Raw genomic sequence first — 24352 nt, forward strand, 5'->3', positions numbered from 1 at the left:
ACTCGGATCAGGCGGGCCCAACGCCGTGACCCAGCAGCGCCGCGAGCGGCGCGCGGATGTCGCCTGGATGCAGATTCAGCTCGTCGAACTCGTCGGCGGTCACCCACATGAGCTCGAAGCTGTTGTCCGCCCCGTGCTCCGCGGTCTCCGCCCCGGACAGGACGGGCGTGCCCGTGACGTCCGCCATCAGGAAATATGAGGCAGGACGCCGGTTGTGCCAACCCGTCCACAGCAGCCGATCGACCCTGCCCTCGAGCGTCGTCTCCTCGTGCAACTCGCGCAGCGCCGCCGCCGCGGCGGTCTCGCCCTCCTCGACATGGCCGCCGGGCAGTACGGCGTAGTGGTGACCGGGGCACATCGGCCCCCGCTCACCGTAGGCCTCGCACATGGGGCACGCCTCTGAGCGCCCCAGTCTGAGAAAGCGTTTGATGATCAGCACTCGTGGTCCGTCGACGACCACGGCGACCGCTCGGGGAATCGGCATGTGCTCGATCATGACATTCCCGGGCCGGGCCATGGCCGCCACCACCCGCCTCCTCCTGCTCCTCGAACGCCACAGGTGAGCCCGGGAAAACGTGTTGCGGACGCCGAGAAGATGGACGGCATGGACCGACAGTTGCTCAGCGCCATCGCCCACCGCGACCACCCGATCGCCGGCCCCATCTCGGACGACACGCTCGACAGGTTGGTGCGCCGGGCCGCGCTGCCGGACAGGGCCCGCATCCTCGACCTCGGCTGCGGCGAGGCCGCATGGTCGCTGCGGGCGCTCGAGCTTGTCCCGTCGGCCGTCGCCGACGGCGTGGACGTTTCCCCGCACGCTATCGCCGCCGCCCAACGTGCCGCGGACGCGCGCGGTCTGTCCGACCGCTTGTCGCTGCATCTGACGCCCGCCGCGGACTTCCCCGCCACCCAGCCGTACGACCTGGTGCTCTGCGTCGGCTCCACCCACGCCTTCGGCGGGCTGAAAGGGACCATGGACGCCGTCTCCCGTTTCGTCCGCCCGGGCGGGCTGGCGCTGGTCGGCGAGGGATTCTGGGAACGCACTCCCGATCGCGCGCTCGCCGAGGCCATCGGCACGTACCCCGGCCTCGCGGGCACCATCGCGGCGGCCGAGTCCGATGGCTGGCTGACCGTCTACGGCCACGTGAGCGACCTGGCCGAATGGGACGACTACGAGCTGTCGTGGACCGGCACGCTGGCCCGCTGGGCCGCCGCCAACCCCGGCCCCGACGGCGAGCACGCCCTGGCCGTCATGCGGGAGCACCGCGACATGTGGCTCACCGGCTACCGCGGCGTGCTCGGCTTCGTCAGCCTGCTGCTCCAGCGGGTGTGAGCAGGCCGGGAGACGCCGTTGATCAGGGCCGTGGACGGCTCAGGGGGTGAACATGCCGTTCCGACCACAGCGACGAAGGGAATGCCCGTACGCATTTCTATCAAATGATTGACAGCTCCATGGCCGCCGCCTAGTTTTCTATCAGTTGATAGAAATGGAGGGCGGGCAGTATGACTGCCAAGCGCGCGAAACCCGGGCCACGCGCCGAGGAACGCCGTGAGCGCCTGATCGCCGCGGGCTACCGCGCCATGGTGCGCTCCGGCCTGGAGGGGGCCCGCACCCGCGATATCGCCGCCGAGGCCGGCATCACGGTCGCCACCCTGCACTACTACTTCCCCACCAAGAACGACCTGGTCCGAGCCGTGCTGGAGCACACGATCCGTGAGCAGATGCTGGCTCCCCTCCGGCTGGACGCCGACTGGGAGGACGGGGTGGCCGCGCTGCGAACAATGCTCACCGGGCTGTCCTACCAGGCCGAGGCGGAGCCCGGACGCTTCCGGCTGCTCAACGAGATGACCTGGGCCGCACGAGAGGACACGGCGCTGCTGGCCATGCTCGCCACCTGGCACGAGGCTTGGCACGAGACCATCGTCGAATGGTTGCGGTCCGGGCAGCGCGACGGACGCGTACGCGGCGATCTCGACGCGGAGGCCGCCGCCACGATGATCGTCTACCTCGTGCTCGGCATGGTGATGCGCCCTCCGCTGCCCGCCGACGCCCCCGGCCGCGTCAGTGACGAGCTCCACCGGCTACTGGCCGCCGTCGAACCTCCCGCCTCCGGAAAGGAATGACGACATGTCCCAGGAACGCACGCACGTGCTGATCGCCGGCGGAAGCCTGGTCGGCCTGTCCGCCGCCTTGTTCCTCCGCCGGCACGGCGTGGACGTGGTGCTGGCCGAACGCCATCCCGGCACGTCCATCCACCCGCGCACGCCCGGCTACAACGCACGCACCATGGAACTGTTCCGGGCCGCGGGCGTGGAGGAGGCCGTCCGCGCCGCCGGCCCCTGGAAGCTGACCGACTCGGGACTGCTGTGGGCCGAAAGCCTGACCAGTCCCGATCACCACTGGCTCAGCCCGCCGAACGCCCGCGGCGCGCACGAAGGCTTCTCCGACGTCAGTCCCTGCGACGACGCGGTCCTGTCCCAGGACGTGCTCGAGCCGGTGCTGCGCCGGCACGCGGGAGCGCTCGGCGCCGACCTGCGCTTCGGTACCGAACTCCAGTCGTTCGAGGACGGGTCGGACGGGATCTCCGCGATCCTGACCGACCGGGCGACCGGCGCCCGGACCGCCGTGCACGCCGACTACCTGATCGCCGCCGACGGCGCGAACAGCGGCATCCGCGCCCGGCTCGGCATCGGCCGAAGCGGTGTGGGAGTGCTGGAGCACGTCGCCGGCATCATGGTGCGCGCCGACCTCGGCGACGCACTCGGCGACAAGAGCTTCGCGATCTGCCAGATCAACAATCCTGGGTTCGCCGGTATGGTCCGCGTCATCGGCGACAAGATGGCGCTGCACGTCACGTACCGTCCCGACCTCGGGGAGAGCCCCGACCAGTTCACGCCGGAGAGGTGCGTGGAGCTGGCCAGGGCGGCCGCGGGGATTCCCGGCCTGGCGGTCGAACCGCTCGACGTCCTGCCGTGGCAGACCACCGCCGCCGTGGCCGATCGGCTCGCGGCGGGCCGGGTGTTCCTGGCCGGGGACGCCGCCCATGTCATGCCTCCCGCGGGAGCGTACGGGGCCAACACCGGCATCCAGGACGCCGCGAACCTCGCCTGGAAACTCGCCTACGTCCTGCGCGGTTGGGCGAGCCCTGCCCTCCTCGACACCTACGACGTCGAACGGCGGCCCGTCGCCCAGCTGACCGTGGACCAGGCACTGGCCACGGGCAGGGAGTGGTTCGGCGCCGACCTGCCCCCGGAGGCCGGCGCGGTCGAGCTTCTCGACGAGGTGACGCTCAAGTTCGGCTACCGGTACGGCCCCGGCGATCCTTTCGAGGACCCACGCCACCCCAGCGGAGCTCCCGGCAGCCGGGCGGCCCACGTGTGGCTGGAGCGGGACGGCAAACAGGTATCCACCGTGGACCTGTGGGCAGGCGGGCTGGTTCTCTTGGCGGGCATGGGCGGCGCCGCCTGGATCGAGGCCGCCACCCGCATCGCCGAACGCGACGGACTGCCGCTGACCCCGTACCGGCTGGCAGCGGGCGACTTGCCGGACGGGACGCCCTTTGTCGTCGACCGCGAGAATCGTTGCGCGGCGGCGTTCGCAATCACCGGCACCGGCGCCGTGCTGATCCGGCCGGACGGGTTCATCGCCTGGCGTGCGACGGAGACGGCCGGGCCCCGCTGCGGCGCCGTGCTCGACGATGCCTGCCGCCGGCTGCTCGGCACGGAGTGATGACTCACTCCCCCGTCATCGCAGCGTGGAGCCGCAGGTACGGCTCGGCCTCCTCAGGCCTGTTCCGGCGCTGCAGCGTACGGCCGAGCAGCAGGCAGGCGTACCCCTCGGCCGGGTCGCGCTCCAGCACCAGCCGGAGCTCGGCCTCGGCCCGGCCGAGCTGGGCAGAGTGGTAGTAGGCGCGGGCCAGCAGCAGCCGGGCCGCCAGGTTCTCCGGGGCCGCCTCGACCACCCCGGCCAGGATGCCGGCGGCACCGATGTAGTCCTCGGAGTCGAAGTACAGGCGGCCGCGCTCGTACTCCGCGGCCAGGTTCACGATCGGCATGTCACTCCTTTCCCGGGACGGGCCCGTCGGCGTGCGGAACGCGTTCGGCGGGGACGACGCCCAGGCGGCCGGCCTGGTAGTCCTCCATCGCCTGGATGATCTCGGCGCGGGTGTTCATCACGAAGGGGCCGTAGTGCACGACCGGCTCGCGGATCGGCTGCCCGCCGAGCAGCAGCACCTCCAGGTTGGGCTCGGCCTGGGGCTGGGCGGTGTCGGCGGTGACGGTCAGCGCCCCGCCCTGACCGAAGACGGCCAGTTGCCCCTTGCGCACCGGCCGACGCTCGTCGCCGGCGAAGCCCTGCCCGGCCAGCACGTACGCGAGGGCGTTGAAGCCGGGGTTCCACGGCAGCTCCAGGCGCGCGCCGGGGCTCACGGTCGCGTGCACCATCGTGATCGGGGTGAACGTGACGCCCGGCCCGGCATGCCCGTCCAGGTCACCGGCGATCACCCGCAGCAGCGCGCCACCGTCGGCGGAGGCGAGCAGCGCGGCCTGGCGACCGCGGATGTCCTGGTAGCGCGGCAGGTGGAACTTGTGGGCGCGCGGCAGGTTGACCCACAGCTGGACACCGTGGAACAACCCGCCGGACACCACCAGGTGCTCCGGCGGCTTCTCGATGTGCAGCAGCCCGGACCCCGCGGTCATCCACTGGGTGTCGCCGTCGGTGATCGTGCCACCGCCGCCGTTGGAGTCCTGGTGCTCGAAGATGCCGTCCATGATGTAGGTGACGGTCTCGAAGCCGCGGTGCGGGTGCCAGGGGGTGCCCTTGGGCTCGCCGGGCGCGTACTCGACCTCGCCCATCTGGTCCATGTGGATGAACGGGTCCAGCGCGGACTGGGGCACGCCGGCGAACGCCCGCCGTACCGGGAAGCCCTCGCCCTCGAACCCGCTGGGCGCGGTCGTCACCGACCGCACGGGGCGGCGTGCGACGACGGCCGGATCGGGTGCGGCGACGCGCGGCAGCGTCAGGGTGTCGGCGGTGATGGCGGGCATGGCCCCTCCTAGCTGTTTAATATTCAACTACTGACCGCCTCAACACGGGGCCGCGGTCCTGCATTCCCACTCCGCGAGAAGCCACGTGGCCGGAGCTGCCGGGCGCGGTGGGCAGGTGGCAGGCCCTCGGGTGCGAGAGGGCGACCGGCGCCTCGTGGTGACCCTACTGGCCTGGGCGCTCCTGCTCGGCCAGGAAGTCCTCCCAGGTCCGGTGGCCGACGGCGTGCTCGGGGGCGAGGTTGGCACCGGCACGGAACGCGGACGCGGCCTTGCCGGGCGACCGGACCGGCAGGATCAACCGGCGCTTCCCGGCGGCCTTGAGGTAGTCGCGGGCCAGCTCCTCCATCCTGTACACGCGCGGCCCGGCGATGTCCGGCACGAGCCCGGCCGGCTTGTCCAAGGCGAGCTCGGCCAGCCGGGCCGCCACCTCACCGGTGTCGACCGGCTGGAACCGGACACCACCCCACGTCATCAAGACCGGCAGCTTGGCCATCAGCCCCAGCGTCAGCCAGATCCAGTCGTGGAACTGGGTGGCCCGCAGCGTGGTCCACGGCAGGCCGGACTCGGCGATGATCTGCTCGGCCTCTCGCTTGGCCGCGAAGTAGCCGAACATGGCGCGGTCGACGGCACTGACGACCGGCACCCGGTCGACGCCGACGACCGAGATGTACACCACATGCGGGGCACCCGCCCGCGCCGCCGCCTCCACCAGGTTCCGAGCCTTGACCTCATCGCCCTTGGCGCTGCCCGCGCAGTGCACGATCGTCTCCACCCCGTCCACTGCGGCCTGGAGCCCCTCGCCGGTGGACACGTCGCCGGTCACGTACTCGATGCCCTTCTCAGGTCCGTGGCCGCCTCGGCTGAGCACCCGTACGGCGCACCCGGCCTCCTGCAGCATCGGCGCCAGCAGGCGCCCCAGCGTGCCCGTCCCACCGGTCACCAGAATCGTCGACGTCATCGCCTTCTCCAAACTCGTTTCGTGGGTCACTGCTGAGGTGACCCCGGGCGAGAGAGGAATGTGACGGGGGCGTGGGTTTCCAGGATCGGGCGGCTTCAGGAATAGCATCGGTTGTCGAGGCCGTTGGGCACGGGGGTGGCACGAAGGCCACGATGGATCCGGATGCCGCGGCATATGCCCTCCCGGGGGAGGCGCCACCGACCGCCTGACTCAGGGAGCAGCGTTTGTCTCGCAACTCGGCCGATTTACGCCCGAAGACCGCGTCCGCCATCTATCCCGCCGGCCTCCTGGCGCCGCCACCGCGCACGTTGCTCGACATCCTCGACGAGACCACGCGCCTTCATCCGGAGGCGCTCGCGCTGGACGACGGCGCCGTGCGCCTGGACTACCGCTCGTTGCGGGCGGAGGTGGACCGGGTCGCCGCCGAGCTCGCCGAAGCCGGCATCGGCCGCGGTGCCAGGGTCGGCGTGCGCATCGCGTCGGGCACCGCCGGGTTGTACGTCTCCATCCTCGCCGTCCTCGCGACCGGCGCCGCTTACGTGCCCGTCGACGCCGACGACCCGGACGAGCGGGCCGAACTGGTCTTCGCCGAGGCCGGGGTGGACGCCGTCATCGCCGGCAAGCTGACGGTCGACGGGGGCGCGCCGCTCGGAAGCGGGCGTGGGGTGACGCCGCCGCTCCCGGACGACGACGCGTGGATCATCTTCACGTCCGGGTCCACCGGCAAGCCGAAGGGCGTCGCGGTGACGCACCGGTCCGCGGCCGCGTTCGCCGACGCGGAAGCGGGACTCTTCCTGCGGGAGCGGCCGCTGGGCCCCGGCGACCGGGTGCTGGCCGGGCTCTCCGTGGCCTTCGACGCCTCCTGCGAGGAGATGTGGCTGGCCTGGCGGCACGGCGCCTGCCTCGTGCCCGCGCCCAGAGCCCTCGTACGCACCGGAATGGACCTGGGACCCTGGCTGGAGGCCCAGCGCATCACGGCCGTCTCGACCGTGCCGACGCTGGCCGCGCTCTGGCCCGTCGAGCATCTCGGCGGGATCCGGCTGCTCATCTTCGGCGGGGAGGCGTGCCCTCCCGAGCTGGCGGAGCGGCTCGCCGTACCGGGGCGAGAGGTGTGGAACACCTACGGGCCCACCGAGGCGACGGTGGTCGCGTCCGCGGCCCGGCTCACGGGCGACGGGCCCGTACGCATCGGGCTGCCCCTCGACGGCTGGGACCTGGCGGTGGTCGGCGACTCGGGCGAGCCGGTGGCCATGGGCGAGAGCGGCGAGCTGGTCATCGGGGGCGTCGGCCTGGCACGCTACCTGGACCCGGTGAAGGACGCCGAGAAGTACGCGCCGCTGCCGTCGCTGGGCTGGGAACGCGCCTACCGCAGCGGTGACCTGGTACGTGCCGACCCCGAGGGCCTCGTCTTCATCGGCCGGGCCGACGACCAGGTGAAGCTCGGCGGGCGCCGGATCGAGCTGGGCGAGGTGGACGCCGCGTTACAGGCGTTGCCCGGCGTCACCGGCGCGGCCTCCGCCGTCCGCACCGCGGGCGGCGGGCACCAGGTGCTCGTGGGGTACGTCGTCACCGGGCCCGGCTTCGACACCGGCGAGGCGCGCGAGCTGCTCGCCGACTCGCTGCCCGCCGCCCTGGTGCCGCGCCTGGCGCCGGTCGGCTCGCTCCCGACCAGGACCTCCGGCAAGATCGATCGGGATGCGCTGCCCTGGCCGCTGGCCGAGCCGACCACGGCCGAGGCCGAGTGGAGCCCGGCCGAGGCGCTGCTGGCGGAGCGGTGGGCCGGCATCCTCGGCGTGGCGCCTGAAGGGCCCGGCGCGGACTTCTTCGCCGACGGCGGCACCAGTCTGGCCGCGGCCAGGCTGGTGTCCGTGCTGCGCCCCGACTACCCGGACGTGGCGGTCGGCGACGTGTACGCGCGGCCGACGCTCGCCGGGCTGGCGCGGCTCCTGGTCGCGAGCAGCGAGCAAGAGCCCGCGCGGCCGCCCGTCGTGCCCATGCCCCGGCGGGCCGCCCTGGTGCAGTCCCTGCTCATGGTTCCGCTGCTCACCGTCGGCGCGATGCGCTGGATCGTGCTGCTCGCCGCACTCAACAACCTGCTCGCGCCGGCGTGGGCGCCGGCTCTGTCATGGTGGTGGGTGGCCCTGGGCGGGCTGGCGTTCGTCACCCCCATGGGACGGATGGGCCTGTCCGCGGCGCTGGCGCGGCTGCTGCTGCGCGGCGTACGGCCGGGCAGCCACCCGCGCGGTGGCGACGTCCATCTGAGGCTGTGGTTCGCCGAGCAGTTCGCGGCCAGGCTCGGTGTGCCCGACCTGGCCAGTGCGCCGTGGATGGCGTGGTACGCCCGGCTGCTCGGCGCCAAGGTGGGCCCGGACGCCGACCTGCACTCACCCCCGCCCGTCACAGGACTGCTCAGGCTGGGCCGGGGCGCGTCGGTCGAGCAGGAGGTCGACCTCACCGGCCATTGGTACGACGGCGACCTGCTGCACATCGGCGAGATCCGGATCGGCGCGGGCGCCACCGTCGGCTCCCGCTCGACGCTGCTGCCCGGTGCGAGGATCGGGAAGAACTCCCGGGTAGCCCCGGGGTCGGCGGTCACCGGCACCGTACCCTCAGGCGAGTTGTGGGCAGGCGCGCCGGCGTTCAGGCAGGGCAAGGCACGCAAGCCAGGAGAGCGGGCCGGCCGGTCCCGCTTCTGGGCGTCGCTGTACGGCTTGACCGCCATCGTGCTCAGCCTGCTGCCGGCGGTCGCGACGGGAGCCGGTCTCGCGGTGCTGGCCGCGTTCGCCGGGGACGCCCGCACGCTCGGCGCGGCCCTCACCGCCGCCCTGGCCGGCGTGCCGCTGGCGACGATCACCGGCATGGCGGCCTTCGCCCTGATCACGCTGGTCAGCGTGCGGCTGCTCGGGCTGCGCCTGCGCCCGGGTCAACACCCGGTGCACAGCCGCCAGGCGTGGCAGGCCTGGGCGACGGGACGGCTGATGGCCTCGGCGCGCGTCTGGCTCTTCCCGCTGTACGCGAGCGTCCTGACCCCCGCGTGGCTGCGGGCCCTCGGTATGAAGGTGGGCCGCGGCGTCGAGCTGTCCACGGTCCTCGCGCTGCCCACGATGACCTCGGTCGGCGATGGCGCCTTCCTGGCGGACGACACCATGGTCGCCCCGTACGAGCTCGACGGCGGCTGGATGCGCATCGCGTCCGCCCGGATCGGCAAGCGTGCCTTCCTCGGCAATTCCGGGATGACCGCACCGGGCCGCAAGGTGCCCAAGGACGGCCTGGTCGGGGTGCTGTCGGCGGCGCCGAAGAAGGCCAAGTCCGGCTCGTCGTACGTGGGCATGCCGCCCATGGAGCTGCGCCGCACCGCCGAAGAGGCCGACAGGAGCCGGACCTACGACCCACCGGCGCGGTTCAAGGCGGCGCGAGCGCTCGTCGAGGGGTTCCGCGTGGTGCCCGCGATGTGCGCGGTCGCGCTCGCCGTCCTCGTCGCGGCCGCCTTCGAAGGGCTCGCGGCACGGTACGGCTTCGCCGCGGCGGCCGCCCTGTCCGGCGTGGTCATGCTGGTCGCCGGGGTGGTCGCGGCGGCGGTCGCGACGGCCGCCAAGTGGGCGCTGGTCGGCCGGATCCCGGCCGGGAACCAGCCGCTGTGGAGCTCGTTCGTGTGGCTCAACGAGCTGGCGGACAACTTCGTGGAGGTCCTGGCCGCGCCCTGGTTCGCGCAGCCGTGGCTGGGCACGGCGCCGCTCAACGTGTGGCTGCGCTCGCTCGGGGCACGCATTGGACATGGGGTCACGTGTGACACGTACTGGCTGCCCGAGGCGGATCTGGTGACACTCGGCGACGGCGCGTGCGTCAACCGGGGCTGCGTCCTGCAGACGCATCTCTTCCATGACCGGGTCATGAGCATGGACACGGTGACGCTCGAGGCCGGCGCGACGCTGGGCCCGCACGGCGTGGTCCTGCCGGCCGCACGGGTGGGCGCCGACACCACGATCGGTCCCGCCTCGCTGGTCATGCGCGGGGAGACCGTGCCGAGCCGGGCCAGGTGGTTCGGCAACCCCATCGCGGCGTGGCGATGACGTCGTACTTCCCTGAGCACGGCGACCACCGGTACGGCGTTTCGCACTACGACCTGACGCTGAAGTACCGGGTCGCGGCCAATCGGCTCGATGGCACGGCCCGGCTCACGGTGTCCGCCGCCGAACCCCTCAGCGCCCTCGACCTGGACCTCGGCAGGTTCCGGATCTCGGGCGTCACCGTGGACGGCCGCTCCGCCCGCTACGTGCACGGCAAGGGCAAGCTGCGCGTGACCCTGCCCAGGCCGCTGCCCGCGGGAGCGCGCGCCGGCATCGAGGTGCGCTACTCGGGCAGCCCCGTACCGGTGCCGAGCCTTTGGGGCGGCCTGGGCTGGGAGGAGCTGACCGACGGCGCGCTCGTCGCCGGCCAGCCGATCGGCGCGCCTTCGTGGTTCCCGTGCAACGACCGGCCCGGCGACAAGGCGTCCTACCGGATCTCCGTGACCACCGCGTCGCCGTACCAGGTCATCGCGAACGGGGTGCTCGTCGCCAAGCGCCGCACGGCCGGGAACACGACGTGGATCTACGACCAGACCGAGCCCATGGCGACCTACCTGGCGAGCGTGCAGATCGGGCGCTACCAGCTCTCCGAGATCGCCGGCACCCGGCTCGCCCACCCGGCGCGCCTCGCCACGCGCGTACGACGCGACTTCGGCCGGCAGGGCGAGATGATGGCGCTGTTCACCGACCGGTTCGGGCCCTATCCGTTCACCGGCTACACCGTCGTGGTGACCGACGACGACCTGGACATCCCGGTCGAGGCCCAGGCCATGTCGATCTTCGGCAGGAACCATGTGGACGGCATGCGCGGGTTCGAACGCCTCATCGCGCACGAGCTGGCGCACCAGTGGTTCGGCAACAGCCTCACCGTGGCCTGCTGGCGCGACATCTGGCTGCAGGAGGGCTTCGCCGCCTACGCCGAGTGGCTCTGGTCGGAGGCGTCAGGCGGCCCGCCCGCCGCCGACCACGCCCAGCGCTGGCACCACCGGCTCACCCAGCTCCCGCAGGACTTCGTCCTGGCCGATCCCGGCGCGGCCATGTTGTTCGACGACCGCGTCTACAAGCGCGGCGCGCTGGCCCTGCACGCGTTGCGCCAAGCCCTGGGCGACGAGATCTTCTTTCCGGTCCTGCGCGCCTGGACGACCGAGCACCGGCACGGGAGCGTCACCACGCAGGAGTTCGCCGGACACGTCCAGCGGCACACCTCGCGACCGGTCGGGCCGCTGCTGTCCGCCTGGCTGCACGACAAACCGCTGCCTCCCGTGGCGCCACTGCCACGCCGGTGAACCCGGCGGCGTTCAGCCGCCCTTGGTGGTGGACAGTGGTCGCGCCGGTGGGGCGGGCTCCCTTCAGCCCACGGTCCAGTGGGGCAAGGGGTGGGTGCCGCCGGGCAGGCTGCTCCAGGCGGCACCCGGTGCACGTCTTATACGGGCGTGTGCATGTGGCGGGTCAGAGCATGCTCCACCAAGGTGATCAAGGTTGACTTGACGGAGTCGCGTTGCCTCGCGTCCAGGCGCACGATCGGGATGTGGCCGCCGATCGACAGGGCCTCGCGGATCTCCTCCTCCGCGTGCCCGAACTGGCCGTCCCAGCCGTTGATGCCGATCACGAACGGCAGTTTCGCCTCTTCGAAGTAGTCGATGGCCGGGAAGCTGTCGGCCAGGCGGCGGGTGTCCACCAGGACGACCGCGCCGATCGCCCCACGTACCAGGTCGTCCCACATGAACCAGAACCGGTGCTGTCCGGGCGTGCCGAACAGGTACAGGATCAGGTCACGGTCGAGTGAGACGCGGCCGAAGTCCATGGCGACGGTCGTGGTCGTCTTGTTCGGCGTGAGCGAGACGTCGTCGACGTGCGCGGAGGCGTCCGTCATGACCGCCTCCGTGGTGAGCGGGAGGATTTCCGACACCGCACCCACGAACGTCGTCTTGCCCACGCCGAAGCCCCCCGCCACGACGATCTTCGTCGAGGTCAGGCCGGGGCTAGAGCCTGCGAAGTCCACTGAGCACCCTTTCGAGCAGGTTGAGGTCCGGCTTTCCCGCGTCCAGCGCAGGCTGGTGCACGCGGATCAGGCCCTCCGACGCCATGTCGGCGATCAGCACCCGGACCACGCCAAGGGGCTGGCGTAAAAGGGCAGAGATCTCAGCAACCGACCGGACGTTCCGGGTCAACTGAATGATCGCCTGATACTCCGGACTTAGTAGGGAAATGTCTTGGTATTCCGACGTCACGGAGGACACCAGTGCCTCCATGGCGAACTTCATCCGCGGCGCGGTGCGCCCCCCGGTCACGGCATACGGCCGTACCAGGGAGCTCGGCTTCTGCGGACGGGGAGCCGCCGGATGCGGCGGAGTACTATCACCAGCCCAACCCTGACCTGTCACCATGATCTCCTGTCACCCACCCCCGCTAGCGGGGGCGGGCCGCTTGCAGCTCTGCGCGTACGGCCGGGGTCAGCACCTGCCCCGCACGCTCGACCAGCAGGGTCATCTGGTAAGCCACCAGGCCCATGTCACAGTCGGGCGCGGCCAGGACCGCCAAGCAGGATCCATCACTGATGGACATGATCATCAATAGCCCGCGCTGCATCTCGATGACAGTCTGCGTCACCATGCCGCCCTCGAAGACCCGCGCGGCGCCCTGGGTCAAACTGATCACACCAGAGGCGACCGCCGCGAGCTGGTCGGCCCGGTCCTTGGGAAAACCCTCGGAGAAGGCCAGCGGCAAACCATCGGACGAGACCACGACCGTGTGCGCGACGCCTGGCACATTGTTCACGAAGTCCGTGATCAGCCAGCTAATGCCGCGTGCTCCCTGGCTCATCTCTCTCATTTGTCCTCCTCATTCTCTTCGCCCCGGGTGAACGCCCGGCCTTGCCGGACACCCTGCTGGAAGCTGGAGAGCCGGTTGCGCAGCCGCTCGGGCGAGATCTGCGGCGCCGGTGACGTGGGCTGGGGCTCGGCGAGGCTGGCCGTACCGGGCACCAGGTTGGCCTTGGGCACGCGGCGCGGCAGCCCCGAGGGCGTCGTACCGCCCTGCGCGGGCTGGGCGGCCGCCTGCGCGGCCTGGAAGCCGGAGTCCGCGGGCGACGACCAGGACGCGCCTGCCCCCGACTGACCCGGCTTGCGCTGCGGCAACCCCGACCTCCCCGTAGGCGCCGGCGCGTCCGTGGGGATGGCCGGGTGCACGGCGGTGGTCTCGGACTCTTCCTCGTACGAGGGCCCGGCGGCCGCCTGCGGCTCGGATGGGAACGGTGGCTCGGAGCGCGGCCTCAGCTGCTCGGGCTCCGGCCGGCGGAACCAGTCCGAGCCGACCGACGAGAAGATCGGCAGGAACTCCTCGCCCTGTTCTTCCATGGGCGAGTTGCGCACCACCGGCAGCGGGCCGGTCATGTCCTGGGACGAGTACCGGCCGGGCCCGAACCGATCGAAGTCGGAGTGCCCGTTCTGCTCGAACCTGTCGGCGGGCTTGGGCTCCTCACCGAAGGGGACGCGGTAGTCGTCGCCGAACTGCGGCCGCGGCCGGTCCTCCGACTCGAACATCGACCTGCGCGGCAGCGGGTCGGCGAAGGGCGACCACGGGTCGGGGTCGCCCTGGTCCTTCGGCGGCTCCGTGGCGAACGAGGGCCAGCGCGGCTCCTCCTCCTCCAGGGGAGGCGGCTGCTCGGCGAACGACGGCCACCGGTTCTCGGCGAACGACGTCGGCTGCGCGGGCGCGGGGGGCTGCGCGGGCACGGACGGCTGCTCCTCCGCGAACGACGGCCAGCGGGGTTCCTCGAACCAACGCTGCTCGTCCTGCGGCCGGGCAGCGGGCGGCTCATCGGCGAACGACGGCCAGCGCGGCTCGCCACCCGGTACACCGCCCGGCATCCCGCCAGGCGGCTGCTCCCCGAACGCGGCGGGCTCTCCAAAAGCCGCAGGCTGGTCCCCGAACGCGCCCGGCTGCTCGCCGAACGCCGCCGGCTGGTCCCGGAACACCCCCGGCTGCTCGCCGAACGCCGCAGGCTGCTCGCCGAAGGACGGCCAGGCGCCGGTCCCCGGCGCAGGCACCGAGCCCGGCCACTCCGTGTCCACCACCTGGTGGGACGGATCCGCGGAGGGCATCGAGTGCCGCGGTCCCGACCCGTTCGTCGACGGCTGCCCGAACATGCTCGGGTCGAACGACGTGAACGCCTCGTACTGCCCACCCTGCTGCGGCACCCCGGCCGCGCTGGTGATCAGCATGTCGGGCAGCATGACCAGCGCGCTCAGGCCACCGGCCTCCCGCATGCTGAGCTGGACCCTGATGCCGTGCCGCAGCGCCAGGCGGCCGACCACGAACAGGCCCATGCGGCGCGACACCGACACGTCCACCACCGGTGGATTGGCCAGCCGCCAGTTCGCCTCGCCCAGCTCCTCCTGGCTCATGCCGATGCCCAGGTCGTTGATGGTGACCAGTACGCCGCCCTCGGCCGGCGCACTGGTGACGGTGACCTTGCTCTCGCGCGGGGAGAACGAGATCGCGTTCTCGATCAGCTCGGCCAGCAGGTGGACGGCGTCGGTGACGGCCGGGCCGACGATCAGCGTGCCGGACGGGATCTGGATCTGGACGCGCTCGTAGTTCTCGACCTCCGACAGCGAGGCGCGGGCGATGTCGACCAGCGGCACCGGCTCGCTCCACTTGCGCGCGGCCTCCTGGCCGGCGAGGACCAGGAGGTTCTCGCTGTTGCGGCGCATGCGGGTGGCCAGGTGGTCGAGGCGGAAGAAGTTCGCGAGCCGCTGCTCGTCCTCCTCGCCCTGCTCCAGGCCCTCGATGAGCTGCAGCTGCCGCTCGACGAGCGTCTGGCTGCGGCGGGAGAGGTTGACGAACATGGCGTTGACGTTGGCGCGCAGCTTGGCCTCGTCGCTGGCCAGCCGGATCGCCTCGCGGTGGACCTCGTCGAACGCCCGCGCCACTTCACCGATCTCGTCGCGCGTGTTGACGCCGACCGAGGGGACCTCCGGGACCTGCGCGCCCTCGCCGGACTCGCGCAGCACGCGGACGGTCTCGGGCAGCCGGGTGGTGGCGACCTGGAGCGCCTCTGCCCGCAGCCGCCGCAGCGGGCGGACCAGCGAGCCGGCCACGCGGGTGGTGATGATCAGGACGAGCAGCAGCAGGACGAGGATCATCGCGCCGGAGATGATCGCGTTGCGCTGCTCGGTGTCGCTCAGGTCGCGGGTGGTGGTCACGATCTTCGTGGCCAGGTTGTCCTCGACCTTGCGCATGGCGGTGGTGGTCAGCGTGGTGCTGTCGTACCAGAAGTTCAGGTCCCTGCGGGTGGTGACGTCGAGGTCCCTGATCCGGTTGTACTCGCGCACCTGGGCCAGCGCGCGCTGCCGCATGGCGTCGGCGCGGTCGATCTGCTGCCCCTTGACGCCCTGCTGATATGCCCGCAGGTCCGCGGGCGCGGCCTCCTGCTCGAAGGCGGCCTGCTCGGCCTGCTGCTTGTTCCAGGAGCCCAGGAAGTCAGTGAGGGCCTCGTTGTCCAGCTCGCGCTCGACGAGCGCGATGATCAGGATGATCTGCTGGCGCGAGACCTCCTCCTTCATGCGCTCCAGCGAGCCGAGCGCGGCCACGTCCCGCTGGAGGCCGTCGTCGTTGACGCCGTCTCCGAGGCCGTCCTGGACCGACGTGAAGACGCCGATCATGGTGCTGTACGTGCCGATGGCGGCGCGTGCCGGCACGTTGCTCACCATGGACTCGCGGAGGCTGTCGAGGCCTTCGAGCCAGCGGCGCAGGTTCTCGACGCCGTCCTGGACGCGGGTGGAGTGCGTCTCGTCGATGGCCGACGCGGCGCTCAGGACTCGCGCCTTGACCTTGTCGGTGGCTTCTCGCTGGGTCTTGAGCTGGACGAAGCGCCCGGCCCTGTCGCGGTCGGCGACGTACCACGCGGTGAGCGTGCGTTCCTTGCCGAGCTCGTGGTTGAGCGCGCCGATGCGCTGGACCAGCTCGGCGACCTGGGTCAGGCGCCGGTACTCGGCACTGGTCCCGATGGCGTTGGCCAGCTGGACGCCGGCGAGGAGCACGCCCACGACGGTGGGGATGAGGATGAGCGCGACCAGCCTCGAGCGCACACGCCAGTTAGCCAGCCGGAATCTTCCGCCTGTGTACTCCCCTGACCGCGTGTGCCTGGGGTCTTTCGTCCTCACTGACTCTCGCAACCTCTCGCCGGTACGTGCTCGAAAGAAAATCAGTCACGCGTGGGGCGCATGGGATTCCGTCCGGCTGGGTAATTGGAACACAACCCGTACCAGATCGGCCAACCGAACATATCCCATCAAGTGCGCCCATAGCAGCGCTTCAGGGCGCATAGCTCCGTACGTGTTTTTCAGGCGGGCCGGAACGAGTCCCGTTCGGCCGGTGCCGCGTGCTTGACCATCAGGTGCCGCGTCACCGAGTACTCCAGCACCGCCTCCTGGCTCATGTCCTTGCCGAACCCGCTGCCCTTCACCCCGCCGTGCGGCGCCTCGCTGGCGATGGGAAGATGATCGTTCACCCAGGTCACGCCCACATCGAGCCGGTGCGAGACGCGCATCGCGCGCGACACGTCACGCGACCACACCGACGACGCCAAACCGTACCTGGTGTCGTTGGCCAGCCGGACCGCCTCATCCTCGCCGTCGAAGGGCAACACGACCAGGACCGGCCCGAACAGCTCTCCTTGTACGATCTCACTGTCTTGTGCGACATCGGTCACAAGTGTGGGCGGATAGAAGAAGCCGGGCCCGTCGAGCGGGACACCGCCGTGCAGCACCCGCCCGCCCGAGCGGGCGACGAAGCCGTGCACCCGATCCCGGTGAGCGGCCGAGATCAGCGGACCGATGTCCGTAGCCGGATCCCAGGGGTCACCGACGGAAATTTCAGCAAGAATTGCCCGCATTGCCTCCACCGCGTCGGCATAGACGTCTCTCGCCACGTAGACGCGGGTCGCGGCCGTGCAGTCCTGCCCGGTGTTGTAGGTCGCCCCCATGGCCACCCCGCGGGCCATCTCCGCCAGGTCGGCGTCCGCGAACACCAGCGCCGGGGCTTTGCCGCCGAGCTCCAGGTGCACCCGCTTGAGCGTGGCCGCGGCACCGGACATCACGGCCCTGCCGGTCTCCGTGGAGCCCGTGACGCTGACCATGTCCACGCCGGGATCGGTGACCAGCGCCTGGCCGACCTCGGCGTCGCCGGTGACCGCCTGGACGAGCCCCTCAGGGGCGCCTGCCTTGGCGAACAGCTCGGCCAGCCGCAACGTCGTCCGCGGCGTCTGCGGCGCCGGCTTGATCACCACCGCGTTGCCGGCCGCCACTGCCGGACCGACCTTCCAGACGGCCATGACGAACGGGAAGTTCCACGGCGCGATCGACCCCACCACCCCGACGGGACGGCGCAGCATGACCGAGGTGTAGCCAGGGCTGAACACCCCGGCGCCCGAGCCGTCGAGCGATCGGGCGGCACCGGCGAAGAAGCGCAGGTTGTCCACGGCGAACGGCAGCTCGCCGTCCCTGAACACCGCCGCCGGCTTGCCCGTCTCCTCCACTTCGAGCCTGGTCAGCTCCTCGGCGTCGGCCTCCACGAGGTCGGCCAGCCGCAGCAGCAGCCGCGCGCGCTCGGCGGGGGTGGTCTGCGACCACTCCTCGTACGCGGCACGCGCGGTACGTACGGCCGACGCCACACCCTCCACCGGCGTGTCCGGAACTTCGGCACACGGGAGTCCGGTGGCGGGGTTGATCAGTTCACGCATGGAAGGTCATGTCCTTACTGGCCGAGCTGCTCGATCAGGTCCGCGGCCCGGCGCAGGCCGTCGCGACCCCGGATCTCCTCGCCCGCGGCGGCGAGCCGCGCCCGCAGCTCGGTGTCGCCGAGCAGCCGCGCGATCGCCCCGGTCAGTTCCTCGTCGGTGAAGGTGTAGGTCGAAAGCCTGACACCATAGCCCAATTCATCGACCCGCTGGGCGTTGTCGTACTGGTCCCAGAAGAGCGGCAGCAGGATCATCGGCTTGCCGAAGTGCAGCGCCTCGGTGGTGGTGTTGTTGCCGCCGTGGGTGATGACCAGGTCACACTGTGGGATGATCTTGGTCTGCGGGAGGAACTCCGCGCCCCACATGTTGTCGGCGAGCTTGATCTCCTCGTGCAGCGGGCCCTTGGAGACGATGTACTGGTGCGGCGTGGTGGCCAGCACGTCGATCACCCGCTGCATGAGCTCCACGTCGGAGGAGCCGAGCGAGCCGAGCGAGAAGTAGATCAGCGAGCCGTTGTCACGCTGGAAGGGGAGCGTGAAGTCCTCGTCGGTCTCACGGACCGAGGAGTCGAGCCGGTGCCAGGTCGGGCCGAGCGGGCGGGCGTCGGTGTAGTCGAGGAGCTCCGGATAGACGTAGAGGTTCAGGTCGCCCTCGTGGATGAAGTCGAGGTCGGGCAGCGGCTCGGCGCCCTGCTCGACGGACCACTCGTTGAAGGCGCTCCACAGCTCGCGGTGGGTGCGGTCGTACTCGGCGCGGAAGGCGTCCCACTGCGAGCGGTCGTCCGCGGGCAGTCCGGAGAAGACCGGCGCGATGTTCTCACCGCGCACCTCCAGCGGGTTGCAGGAGACGATGCGGACGAACTTCTTGCCCGCCGTGAGCAGCGCCGGGAACGTGATCACGTTGTCCTCGACGATCACGTCCGGGTTCACCCGGTCGATGATGGCCTTGAGCTGCGGCTCGCAGTACTTCGCGCCCTCGATCAACTCGGCCCAGATGGGCGCGGTAACGGTCTCCAGCTGCTCCTGCGTGCTCTTGCGGTATTCGGGCGCGGTCTCGCGGATGAAGTCCTTCCAGAACTGCCCCGGGTCCTGCTCCTCGGCGTTCTCGGGCGGCGGCGCCAGGTCGACCAGGTCTTCCTCGAAGCCGAGCGCCTCCAGCTTGCCCTTCCACGACGCCTCGGCGGCGAAGACGACGCGGTGGCCGCGGCGGCGCAGGATGTCGCCGATGCCGATGGAGTTGTTGGTCGGGCCGTACGCGCTTTCCGGCATGAACAGGATCGTGAGAGACATCGACACTCCGGGGATCTTCAGCGAATTGAAGGGGAATTCAAAACTTGTCTAGCGTGAAGGTCAAGTTAAGTGCACTATGGTCACGGCTAACTGAACGGTAGCCGAACACGTGAAGGTGGTGAGGGTGACCAAGCGCAAGAGCCGAAGCGACCGCCGTCTCGACTTGATCGAGGCCGCGCGCAAGGCCATCGTCCGCCACGGCATCGATGGTGTACAGCTCTCGCACGTCGCCGAGGAGGCCGGGCTGACCTCCGGAGCCGTCCTCTACCACTACCCCGACCTCGGCGAGTTGCTGGTCGAGGCGCAGCACGCGGGGATGGAGCGCTTCTACGAGCAGCGGATGCGCCGGCTGGCCGACTTCACCGACCCGGCCGAGAAGCTGGTCGTCACGATCAGGTCGGGGCTGCCGACCGGGCCGCTCGACCCGGACGTGCGCCTCCTCAACGAGCTGGGCGGGGCCGCCGGCCGCAACCGCGTCTACGGCGTCCTGCTCACCTCGCTCTACGACCGCCAGGTCTCGATGTACCAGGCGATCCTCGACACGGGGGCCGCGCTCGGCGTCTTCCGGCTGAGCTCGGACTCGCTGACGATCGCGCGCAACCTGGTCGCCCTGGAGGATGCGTACGGTTACCGCATCACGGCCAGGCACCCGGTGATCGGCCCGGATGAGGCGGCCGCGCTGATCCTGTCGTACGCCCGTGCGGCCACGGGCCACGACCTGGCATTCTGACCCCCGCCTCATGCTCTTCATGGCCTCGCGGCTCATCGGTCGACCGCCATGATCACGGCGTCCTGGGCCTTCCAGCGCACCTTGACCTTGGCGCCCGCCTGCACGGTGCTCGCGCCCTGCACGGCCACCAGCAGCGGCTTGGGATGCCCGGGCACGTCCACGGAGATGTGGGACACACCGCCGTAGAAGCTGACGTCCAGGACGTTGCCCGCGAGGCCCCTGACGGCGCTCTCGTCGGCGAGCTCCACCTTTTCTGGCCGTACCGCCAGAAGGGCCGCGGAGCCCGCTACGAGCTCCGTCAGCGGCGCGCCCGGCAACATGCCGAATTCGTCGCTCTTGAGCGCCTCCATGCCGCTCGCGGTGCCGCGGAAGAGGTTGTTGGCACCCACGAAGTCGGCCACGAACGGCGAACGCGGCCGCTCGTAGAGCGCGACAGGCTCGTCCACCTGGCGCACCTTGCCGCTGTCGAAGACCGCGATGCGGTCCGCCAGCGACATGGCCTCCTCCTGGTCGTGGGTGACGACCACGAACGTGATGCCGACCTCGTGCTGCAGCCGCTTGAGCTCCAGCTGCATGTCCGCGCGGACCTTCTTGTCCAGGGCCGACAGCGGCTCGTCGAGCAGGAGCAGGCGGGGCCGTTTGACGATGGAGCGGGCCAGCGCGACCCGCTGCCGCTGCCCGCCGGACAACTGCGCGGGCTTGCGGGAGGCGTGCTGCGACAGCCCGACGGTCTCCAGCACCTCGCCGACGCGCTGCTTGATCTCCTGGCGGGACAGCCGCTCGCGCTCCAGCCCGTACGCGACGTTCTTGGCCACGGTCATGTGCGGGAAGAGCGCGTACGACTGGAACATGAGGCTGATCGGCCGCCGGTTGGGCGCCTTGGCCAGCAGGTCGTCCCCGTCGAGCGTCACCTTGCCCGCGTCGGGTGTCTCGAACCCGGCGACGATGCGCAGCAGCGTCGTCTTGCCGCACCCGGAGGGCCCCAGCAGGGCGAAGAACTCGCCCTGCTCGATCTGGAGGGAGACGTCGTCGAGCGCGGTGACGTTCCCGAACGTGCGGGACACGCCGTCAATCTTGAGCACGAGACCCTCTCTCCCCGATCTTGGTCATCCGCTGCCCGGCGATCACCGCCGTGAAGCTCACCAGGAGCAGGATCGCGGCCAGCGCGTTGATCTTCGGGGTCACCCCGAAACGAATCATTGAGTAGATGACGATCGGCAGCGTCGGCTCGGCGTTCCCGATCGTGAAGAAGGCGATCACGAACTCGTCCAGAGACAACGTGAACGCCAGCAGCGCCCCCGCGAGAATGCCGGGCGCGAGCTGCGGCAGCGTGATCTTCATGAAGGTGATCACCGGTCCGGCGCCCAGGTCGCGCGAGGCCTCTTCCAGCGAGGCGTCGGCGTTGGAGAGCCGGGTCCGCACCACCGCTGCCACGAACGCCATGGAGAAGAGCGCGTGCGAGAGGGTCACCGAGTACAGACCGAGCGTCAGCTGGATCATCCCGTAGAAGACCAGCAACCCGATCGCCAGCACCAGGTCCGGTAGCACGGCGGGCATGAGTGCGAGCGCGTCGAGGGTCTTGGAGCGGGTGTACCTGGCCAGCCCGACGGCCAGCAGCGTGCCCAGCACGGTGGCGATGGCGGTCGAGCCGGTGGCCACGATCAACGTGTTCACCAGCCCCGTGGCGACCCGCTCGTCCGCGGCCAGCTCGCCGTACCACTTGAGGCTGAACCCCTCGTACGTGTACGGCGACCTGCCCGCGTTGAACGACATGACCACCAGCACGGCGATCGGCAGGTAGAGGAAGACGTAGGTGGCCCAGAACGGGACGTACAGGAACTTGGACCTACGCACGGCGGGCCGCCCATGCCTGCGCGATCAGCAGCACGATCAGCACGGCGATGAGCGCCAGCGTCAGCGTCGCGCCGAACGGCCAGTCGCGCGCCTTGAGGAACTGGTCGCGGATGAGGTTGCCGACCATGATCGACTTGTTGCCGCCGAGGATCTCGGGGATGACGAAGTTGCCGAAGCTGGGCACGAACACGAACAGGCACCCGGTCAGCACACCCGGAACCGTGAGCGGCAGCGTGATCTTCCTGAAGGTGGTGAATCCGGAAGCCCCGAGGTTCGCCGACGCCTCCCGCAGCTGCGGGTCGAGCCGCTCGATCGCCGAGTACAGCGGCAGCACCATCAGCGGCAGGTACGAGTACAGCAGGCCGGTGACGATCGCGCCCTGGTTGTAGAGCAGCTCGTACGGCCCCAGCCCCAACGCCTCCAGCCCGCTGTTGACCAGCCCAGGACCGCTGAGCAGGATGATCCAGGCGTAGACGCGGATGATGAAGTTCGTCCAGAACGGCAGCACGACCGCGACCAGCGCGATCGTCTTCCACTTGGGCGGCAGCTGCGCGATCACGTACGCCGTCGGATAGCCGACCAGCAACGCGATCAGCGTGGTCAGGCCCGCGATCTTCAACGAGCCGGCGACCACGCCCAGGTAGAGCGGGTCGATCAAGCGGGTGAAGTTCTCCGTCGTGAACTCGTACACGACGCCGCCGAAGCGCCCGCGCTGGAAGACGCCGTAGCTCAGCACCAGCGCCAGCGGCGCCAGCAGCAACACGACCAGGTAGGTCAGGCCGGGCGAAAGGAAAACGAACGCGCCCAGCCGGCGTCCCCTAGGGCGGGGCGCCGGCCGGGCCTTAGCCTCTGACTTCACCGCAATTACGACTGCGCCGTGATTTCGGTCGACAGGCGGGTGTACTTGGTCGACGCCTGGCCCAGGTCGATGATCGACTCACCGTTGAGCAGCTCGGCCGGCTTGATGCCGAGCAGCGAGCCCTCGGGGACCTGCACCTTCTCCATGGCGGGCTTGTTGGGGACCTTGTAGTTGATGTTCGCGGCGGCCCAGCTGTGGATCTCGGGGTCGAGGATGTAGTTGATCAGGGCGTGCGCCGCCTCCTTGTTCTTGGAGGTCTTCATGATCACCATGGTGTCCACCCAGAGGTCGCTGCCCTCCTTCGGCACCACGAACTTGACGTTCTTCTCCGAGGTCGGGCACCAGCCGTCCCATGCCTCGACCATGGCGGCCTCACCGGACTTCAGCTTCTCGCCGAACGTCGTGTCGTCGTAGCCGAGCAGGTGCGGCTTGGCTGCGAGCAGCAGCTCCTTGGCCTTGGCGATCTCGTCGTCCTTGTCGGTGTTGACCGAGTAGCCGAGCGCCTTGAGCGCGGGCAGGGCCAGCCAGCGCTCCGTGGTCATCATGGTGACCTTCTTGTCGGCCCAGGCCGGCGGCTTGAGGAGATCGTTCCAACTCGTCACCGGGGTCTTCGCCAGGTCGCTGCGGTAGCAGATGCCGGTGGTGCCCCAGGTGTAGGGCACGGAGTACTTGTTGCCCTTGTCGTAGGAGAGCTGGGTGGCCTCCGGGTAGAGGTTGGCCAGGTTGGGGATCAGCTCGGCGTGGATGGGCTCCAGCAGGCCCTGCTCGTTGAGCGCCTGGGCATACTGGCCGGACACGAAGGCCACGTCGATGCCGCTGTCGCCGGAGGCGGTGAGCTTCTGCATCGCCTCCTCGTTGGTGGCGTGCAGGGCGATCTTCATGTCCTTGACCTTGAGCTTCTCCTTGACCTTCTCGGGAAGCTCCTTGGGCGTGTAGCCGTCCCAGACGGTGACCTGGAGCGACTGCTGCGACAGGTCCGCGTTGGGCTTGAGGTCGTCGGCCTTCGCCGCGGTCGTGCCTGCTGAGCTGGTCGACGACTCACCGCCGCACGCCGCGACGGCAAGCGCGAGGCCGGCCACCGCGACGGCGGCCGGAAGACGACGGGTGAACCGGATACGGGACACGGCCGCTACTCCTTCTGAATGTGCGATGTACGAGGGGTCGCGCGACCTTACCGGACACAGCAGACCAGACCAGGAGTGTTGCAGCAGAAATCAACATGAGCAAGACTTTTCCCCACATTGCCACCAGGAAGTTCGCTACTCGTGTTGAATTGGCATTCAATAGCTCAGAGATTGATCTCTCTCGGTGAGAAACCCCTTACCGCCCGAGACCGCGGGTTCACGGCCGCCCTTCTGGCGGTGTTGGAGGGGGACGCGCCCCCGCCGTTCGCCGTACGCCGCTTCCTTCCGTTGCCAACCCTCTCGTACGAACGCGGGGATCTCCACACTGGGGTCCCAGCTGAGCGTGATTTCGGCGCCCACGTGGACCAGACGAACTACTCGGTCGTGGTGGACGAGCAGGTCGTCGTGAAGTGGCTGACGCCGCCGGTGCCGCTTCCCCATCCCGCTCCCGAGATCTTCGCCCACCTCGTTGAGGCGGGGTTCAACGACACCGCCCCTCCTTACGCCGCCCTGACCGGCCCGGTGGACGGACGCGACTGTCTCCTGGCCCTGGTGACCGGGTACCTGCCGGAGGCTCGGGACGGCTGGGAATGGTGCGTCGACGAAGCCGAAGCCGGCACGACCACCTTCGCGGCCGACCTCGGCCGCCTCACCGCCGACCTCCACCTCGCCCTCGCCCTCGCC

The 24352-nt window shown here is 70.3% G+C and carries 21 protein-coding genes; 7 read left to right on the top strand and 14 right to left on the bottom strand.

What is annotated here, in order from left to right:
- Positions 1–7: 7 nt before the first annotated feature.
- Entirely contained in the window at positions 8–484 is a 477-nt protein-coding gene (locus ETD86_RS16805; RefSeq protein WP_246147954.1) for an NUDIX domain-containing protein, read from the bottom strand.
- Positions 485–604: 120 nt separating this feature from the next.
- Between ETD86_RS16805 and ETD86_RS16810 the strand changes: the two genes are divergently transcribed.
- The 3 genes from ETD86_RS16810 (at position 605) to ETD86_RS16820 (ending at position 3730) form a co-directional block, all read left to right on the top strand.
- Positions 605–1333 carry an SAM-dependent methyltransferase gene (locus ETD86_RS16810; protein WP_138667091.1) on the top strand — a complete coding sequence of 243 codons (729 nt, stop codon included), beginning with the start codon at positions 605–607 and terminating at the stop codon, positions 1331–1333.
- A gap of 170 nt (positions 1334–1503) precedes the next feature.
- Entirely contained in the window at positions 1504–2124 is a 621-nt protein-coding gene (locus ETD86_RS16815) for a TetR/AcrR family transcriptional regulator (RefSeq protein ID WP_138667092.1), read from the top strand.
- Between the two features lie 4 nt (positions 2125–2128).
- Positions 2129–3730, top strand: coding sequence for an FAD-dependent monooxygenase (locus ETD86_RS16820; RefSeq protein WP_138667093.1), 1602 nt, complete (start codon positions 2129–2131; stop codon positions 3728–3730).
- 4 nt (positions 3731–3734) lie between these two features.
- On the opposite strand, the gene ETD86_RS16825 is transcribed toward ETD86_RS16820, so the two are convergent.
- From ETD86_RS16825 to ETD86_RS16835, 3 genes are all read right to left on the bottom strand, one after another.
- Positions 3735–4055: a tetratricopeptide repeat protein gene (locus ETD86_RS16825; RefSeq protein ID WP_138667094.1), complete on the bottom strand. Its 321-nt coding sequence runs from the start codon at positions 4053–4055 to the stop codon at positions 3735–3737.
- Between the two features lies 1 nt (position 4056).
- Positions 4057–5046 (bottom strand): pirin family protein, encoded by a 990-nt coding sequence (locus tag ETD86_RS16830; RefSeq protein WP_138667095.1) that lies wholly within the window; start codon positions 5044–5046, stop codon positions 4057–4059.
- Positions 5047–5209: 163 nt separating this feature from the next.
- Positions 5210–6004: an SDR family oxidoreductase gene (locus tag ETD86_RS16835; RefSeq protein WP_138667096.1), complete on the bottom strand. Its 795-nt coding sequence runs from the start codon at positions 6002–6004 to the stop codon at positions 5210–5212.
- Positions 6005–6228: 224 nt separating this feature from the next.
- On the opposite strand from ETD86_RS16835, the gene ETD86_RS16840 reads away from it, so the two are divergent.
- Both ETD86_RS16840 and ETD86_RS16845 read left to right on the top strand, forming a co-directional pair.
- Entirely contained in the window at positions 6229–10074 is a 3846-nt protein-coding gene (locus ETD86_RS16840; protein ID WP_138667097.1) for a Pls/PosA family non-ribosomal peptide synthetase, read from the top strand.
- A complete protein-coding gene (locus tag ETD86_RS16845; protein ID WP_138667112.1) occupies positions 10071–11357 on the top strand; it encodes a M1 family metallopeptidase in 1287 nt (428 codons plus the stop codon). The genes ETD86_RS16840 and ETD86_RS16845 overlap by 4 nt, the downstream gene beginning before the upstream one ends.
- A gap of 137 nt (positions 11358–11494) precedes the next feature.
- Here ETD86_RS16845 and ETD86_RS16850 read toward each other — a convergent pair whose 3' ends face one another.
- The 6 genes from ETD86_RS16850 to ETD86_RS16875 all read right to left on the bottom strand — a co-directional run bounded on the left by ETD86_RS16850 (position 11495) and on the right by ETD86_RS16875 (position 19101).
- A complete protein-coding gene (locus tag ETD86_RS16850; RefSeq protein ID WP_138667098.1) occupies positions 11495–12073 on the bottom strand; it encodes a GTP-binding protein in 579 nt (192 codons plus the stop codon).
- The gene (locus tag ETD86_RS16855; protein ID WP_241564763.1) at positions 12054–12458 is read right to left on the bottom strand and encodes a DUF742 domain-containing protein; all 405 of its coding nucleotides are present in this window, start codon (positions 12456–12458) and stop codon (positions 12054–12056) included. The genes ETD86_RS16850 and ETD86_RS16855 overlap by 20 nt, the downstream gene beginning before the upstream one ends.
- A gap of 22 nt (positions 12459–12480) precedes the next feature.
- The gene (locus ETD86_RS16860; protein ID WP_090935862.1) at positions 12481–12903 is read right to left on the bottom strand and encodes a roadblock/LC7 domain-containing protein; all 423 of its coding nucleotides are present in this window, start codon (positions 12901–12903) and stop codon (positions 12481–12483) included.
- On the bottom strand, positions 12900–16163 hold the full coding sequence (locus ETD86_RS16865; protein WP_138667099.1) for a sensor histidine kinase: 3264 nt from the start codon (positions 16161–16163) through the stop codon (positions 12900–12902). Before ETD86_RS16865 ends, ETD86_RS16860 begins: the two co-directional genes overlap by 4 nt.
- A gap of 254 nt (positions 16164–16417) precedes the next feature.
- A complete protein-coding gene (locus ETD86_RS16870; RefSeq protein ID WP_138667100.1) occupies positions 16418–17815 on the bottom strand; it encodes an aminobutyraldehyde dehydrogenase in 1398 nt (465 codons plus the stop codon).
- Between the two features lie 14 nt (positions 17816–17829).
- Positions 17830–19101 carry a glycosyltransferase gene (locus ETD86_RS16875; protein ID WP_138667101.1) on the bottom strand — a complete coding sequence of 424 codons (1272 nt, stop codon included), beginning with the start codon at positions 19099–19101 and terminating at the stop codon, positions 17830–17832.
- A gap of 124 nt (positions 19102–19225) precedes the next feature.
- On the opposite strand from ETD86_RS16875, the gene ETD86_RS16880 reads away from it, so the two are divergent.
- The gene (locus tag ETD86_RS16880; protein WP_170223115.1) at positions 19226–19831 is read left to right on the top strand and encodes a TetR/AcrR family transcriptional regulator; all 606 of its coding nucleotides are present in this window, start codon (positions 19226–19228) and stop codon (positions 19829–19831) included.
- 32 nt (positions 19832–19863) lie between these two features.
- Here the strand turns inward: ETD86_RS16880 and ETD86_RS16885 are convergent, their stop codons facing one another.
- From ETD86_RS16885 to ETD86_RS16900, 4 genes are read right to left on the bottom strand one after another with little or no spacing between them, the layout of a single operon-like run.
- Positions 19864–20913: an ABC transporter ATP-binding protein gene (locus tag ETD86_RS16885; RefSeq protein WP_138667102.1), complete on the bottom strand. Its 1050-nt coding sequence runs from the start codon at positions 20911–20913 to the stop codon at positions 19864–19866.
- Positions 20900–21685 carry an ABC transporter permease gene (locus ETD86_RS16890; RefSeq protein WP_138667103.1) on the bottom strand — a complete coding sequence of 262 codons (786 nt, stop codon included), beginning with the start codon at positions 21683–21685 and terminating at the stop codon, positions 20900–20902. The genes ETD86_RS16885 and ETD86_RS16890 overlap by 14 nt, the downstream gene beginning before the upstream one ends.
- Complete coding sequence (locus ETD86_RS16895; protein WP_246147955.1) at positions 21678–22544, bottom strand: ABC transporter permease; 867 nt, start codon at positions 22542–22544, stop codon at positions 21678–21680. The genes ETD86_RS16890 and ETD86_RS16895 overlap by 8 nt, the downstream gene beginning before the upstream one ends.
- 5 nt (positions 22545–22549) lie before the next feature.
- Positions 22550–23668 carry a polyamine ABC transporter substrate-binding protein gene (locus ETD86_RS16900; protein WP_138667104.1) on the bottom strand — a complete coding sequence of 373 codons (1119 nt, stop codon included), beginning with the start codon at positions 23666–23668 and terminating at the stop codon, positions 22550–22552.
- 360 nt (positions 23669–24028) lie between these two features.
- On the opposite strand from ETD86_RS16900, the gene ETD86_RS16905 reads away from it, so the two are divergent.
- Positions 24029–24352, top strand: a 324-nt coding sequence (locus ETD86_RS16905) for a hypothetical protein (RefSeq protein WP_211370098.1), incomplete at its 3' end; no start/stop codon positions are given.

Origin of the sequence: Nonomuraea turkmeniaca (assembly GCF_005889735.1) — a bacterium.
Taxonomy (GTDB): Bacteria; Actinomycetota; Actinomycetes; order Streptosporangiales; family Streptosporangiaceae; genus Nonomuraea; species Nonomuraea turkmeniaca.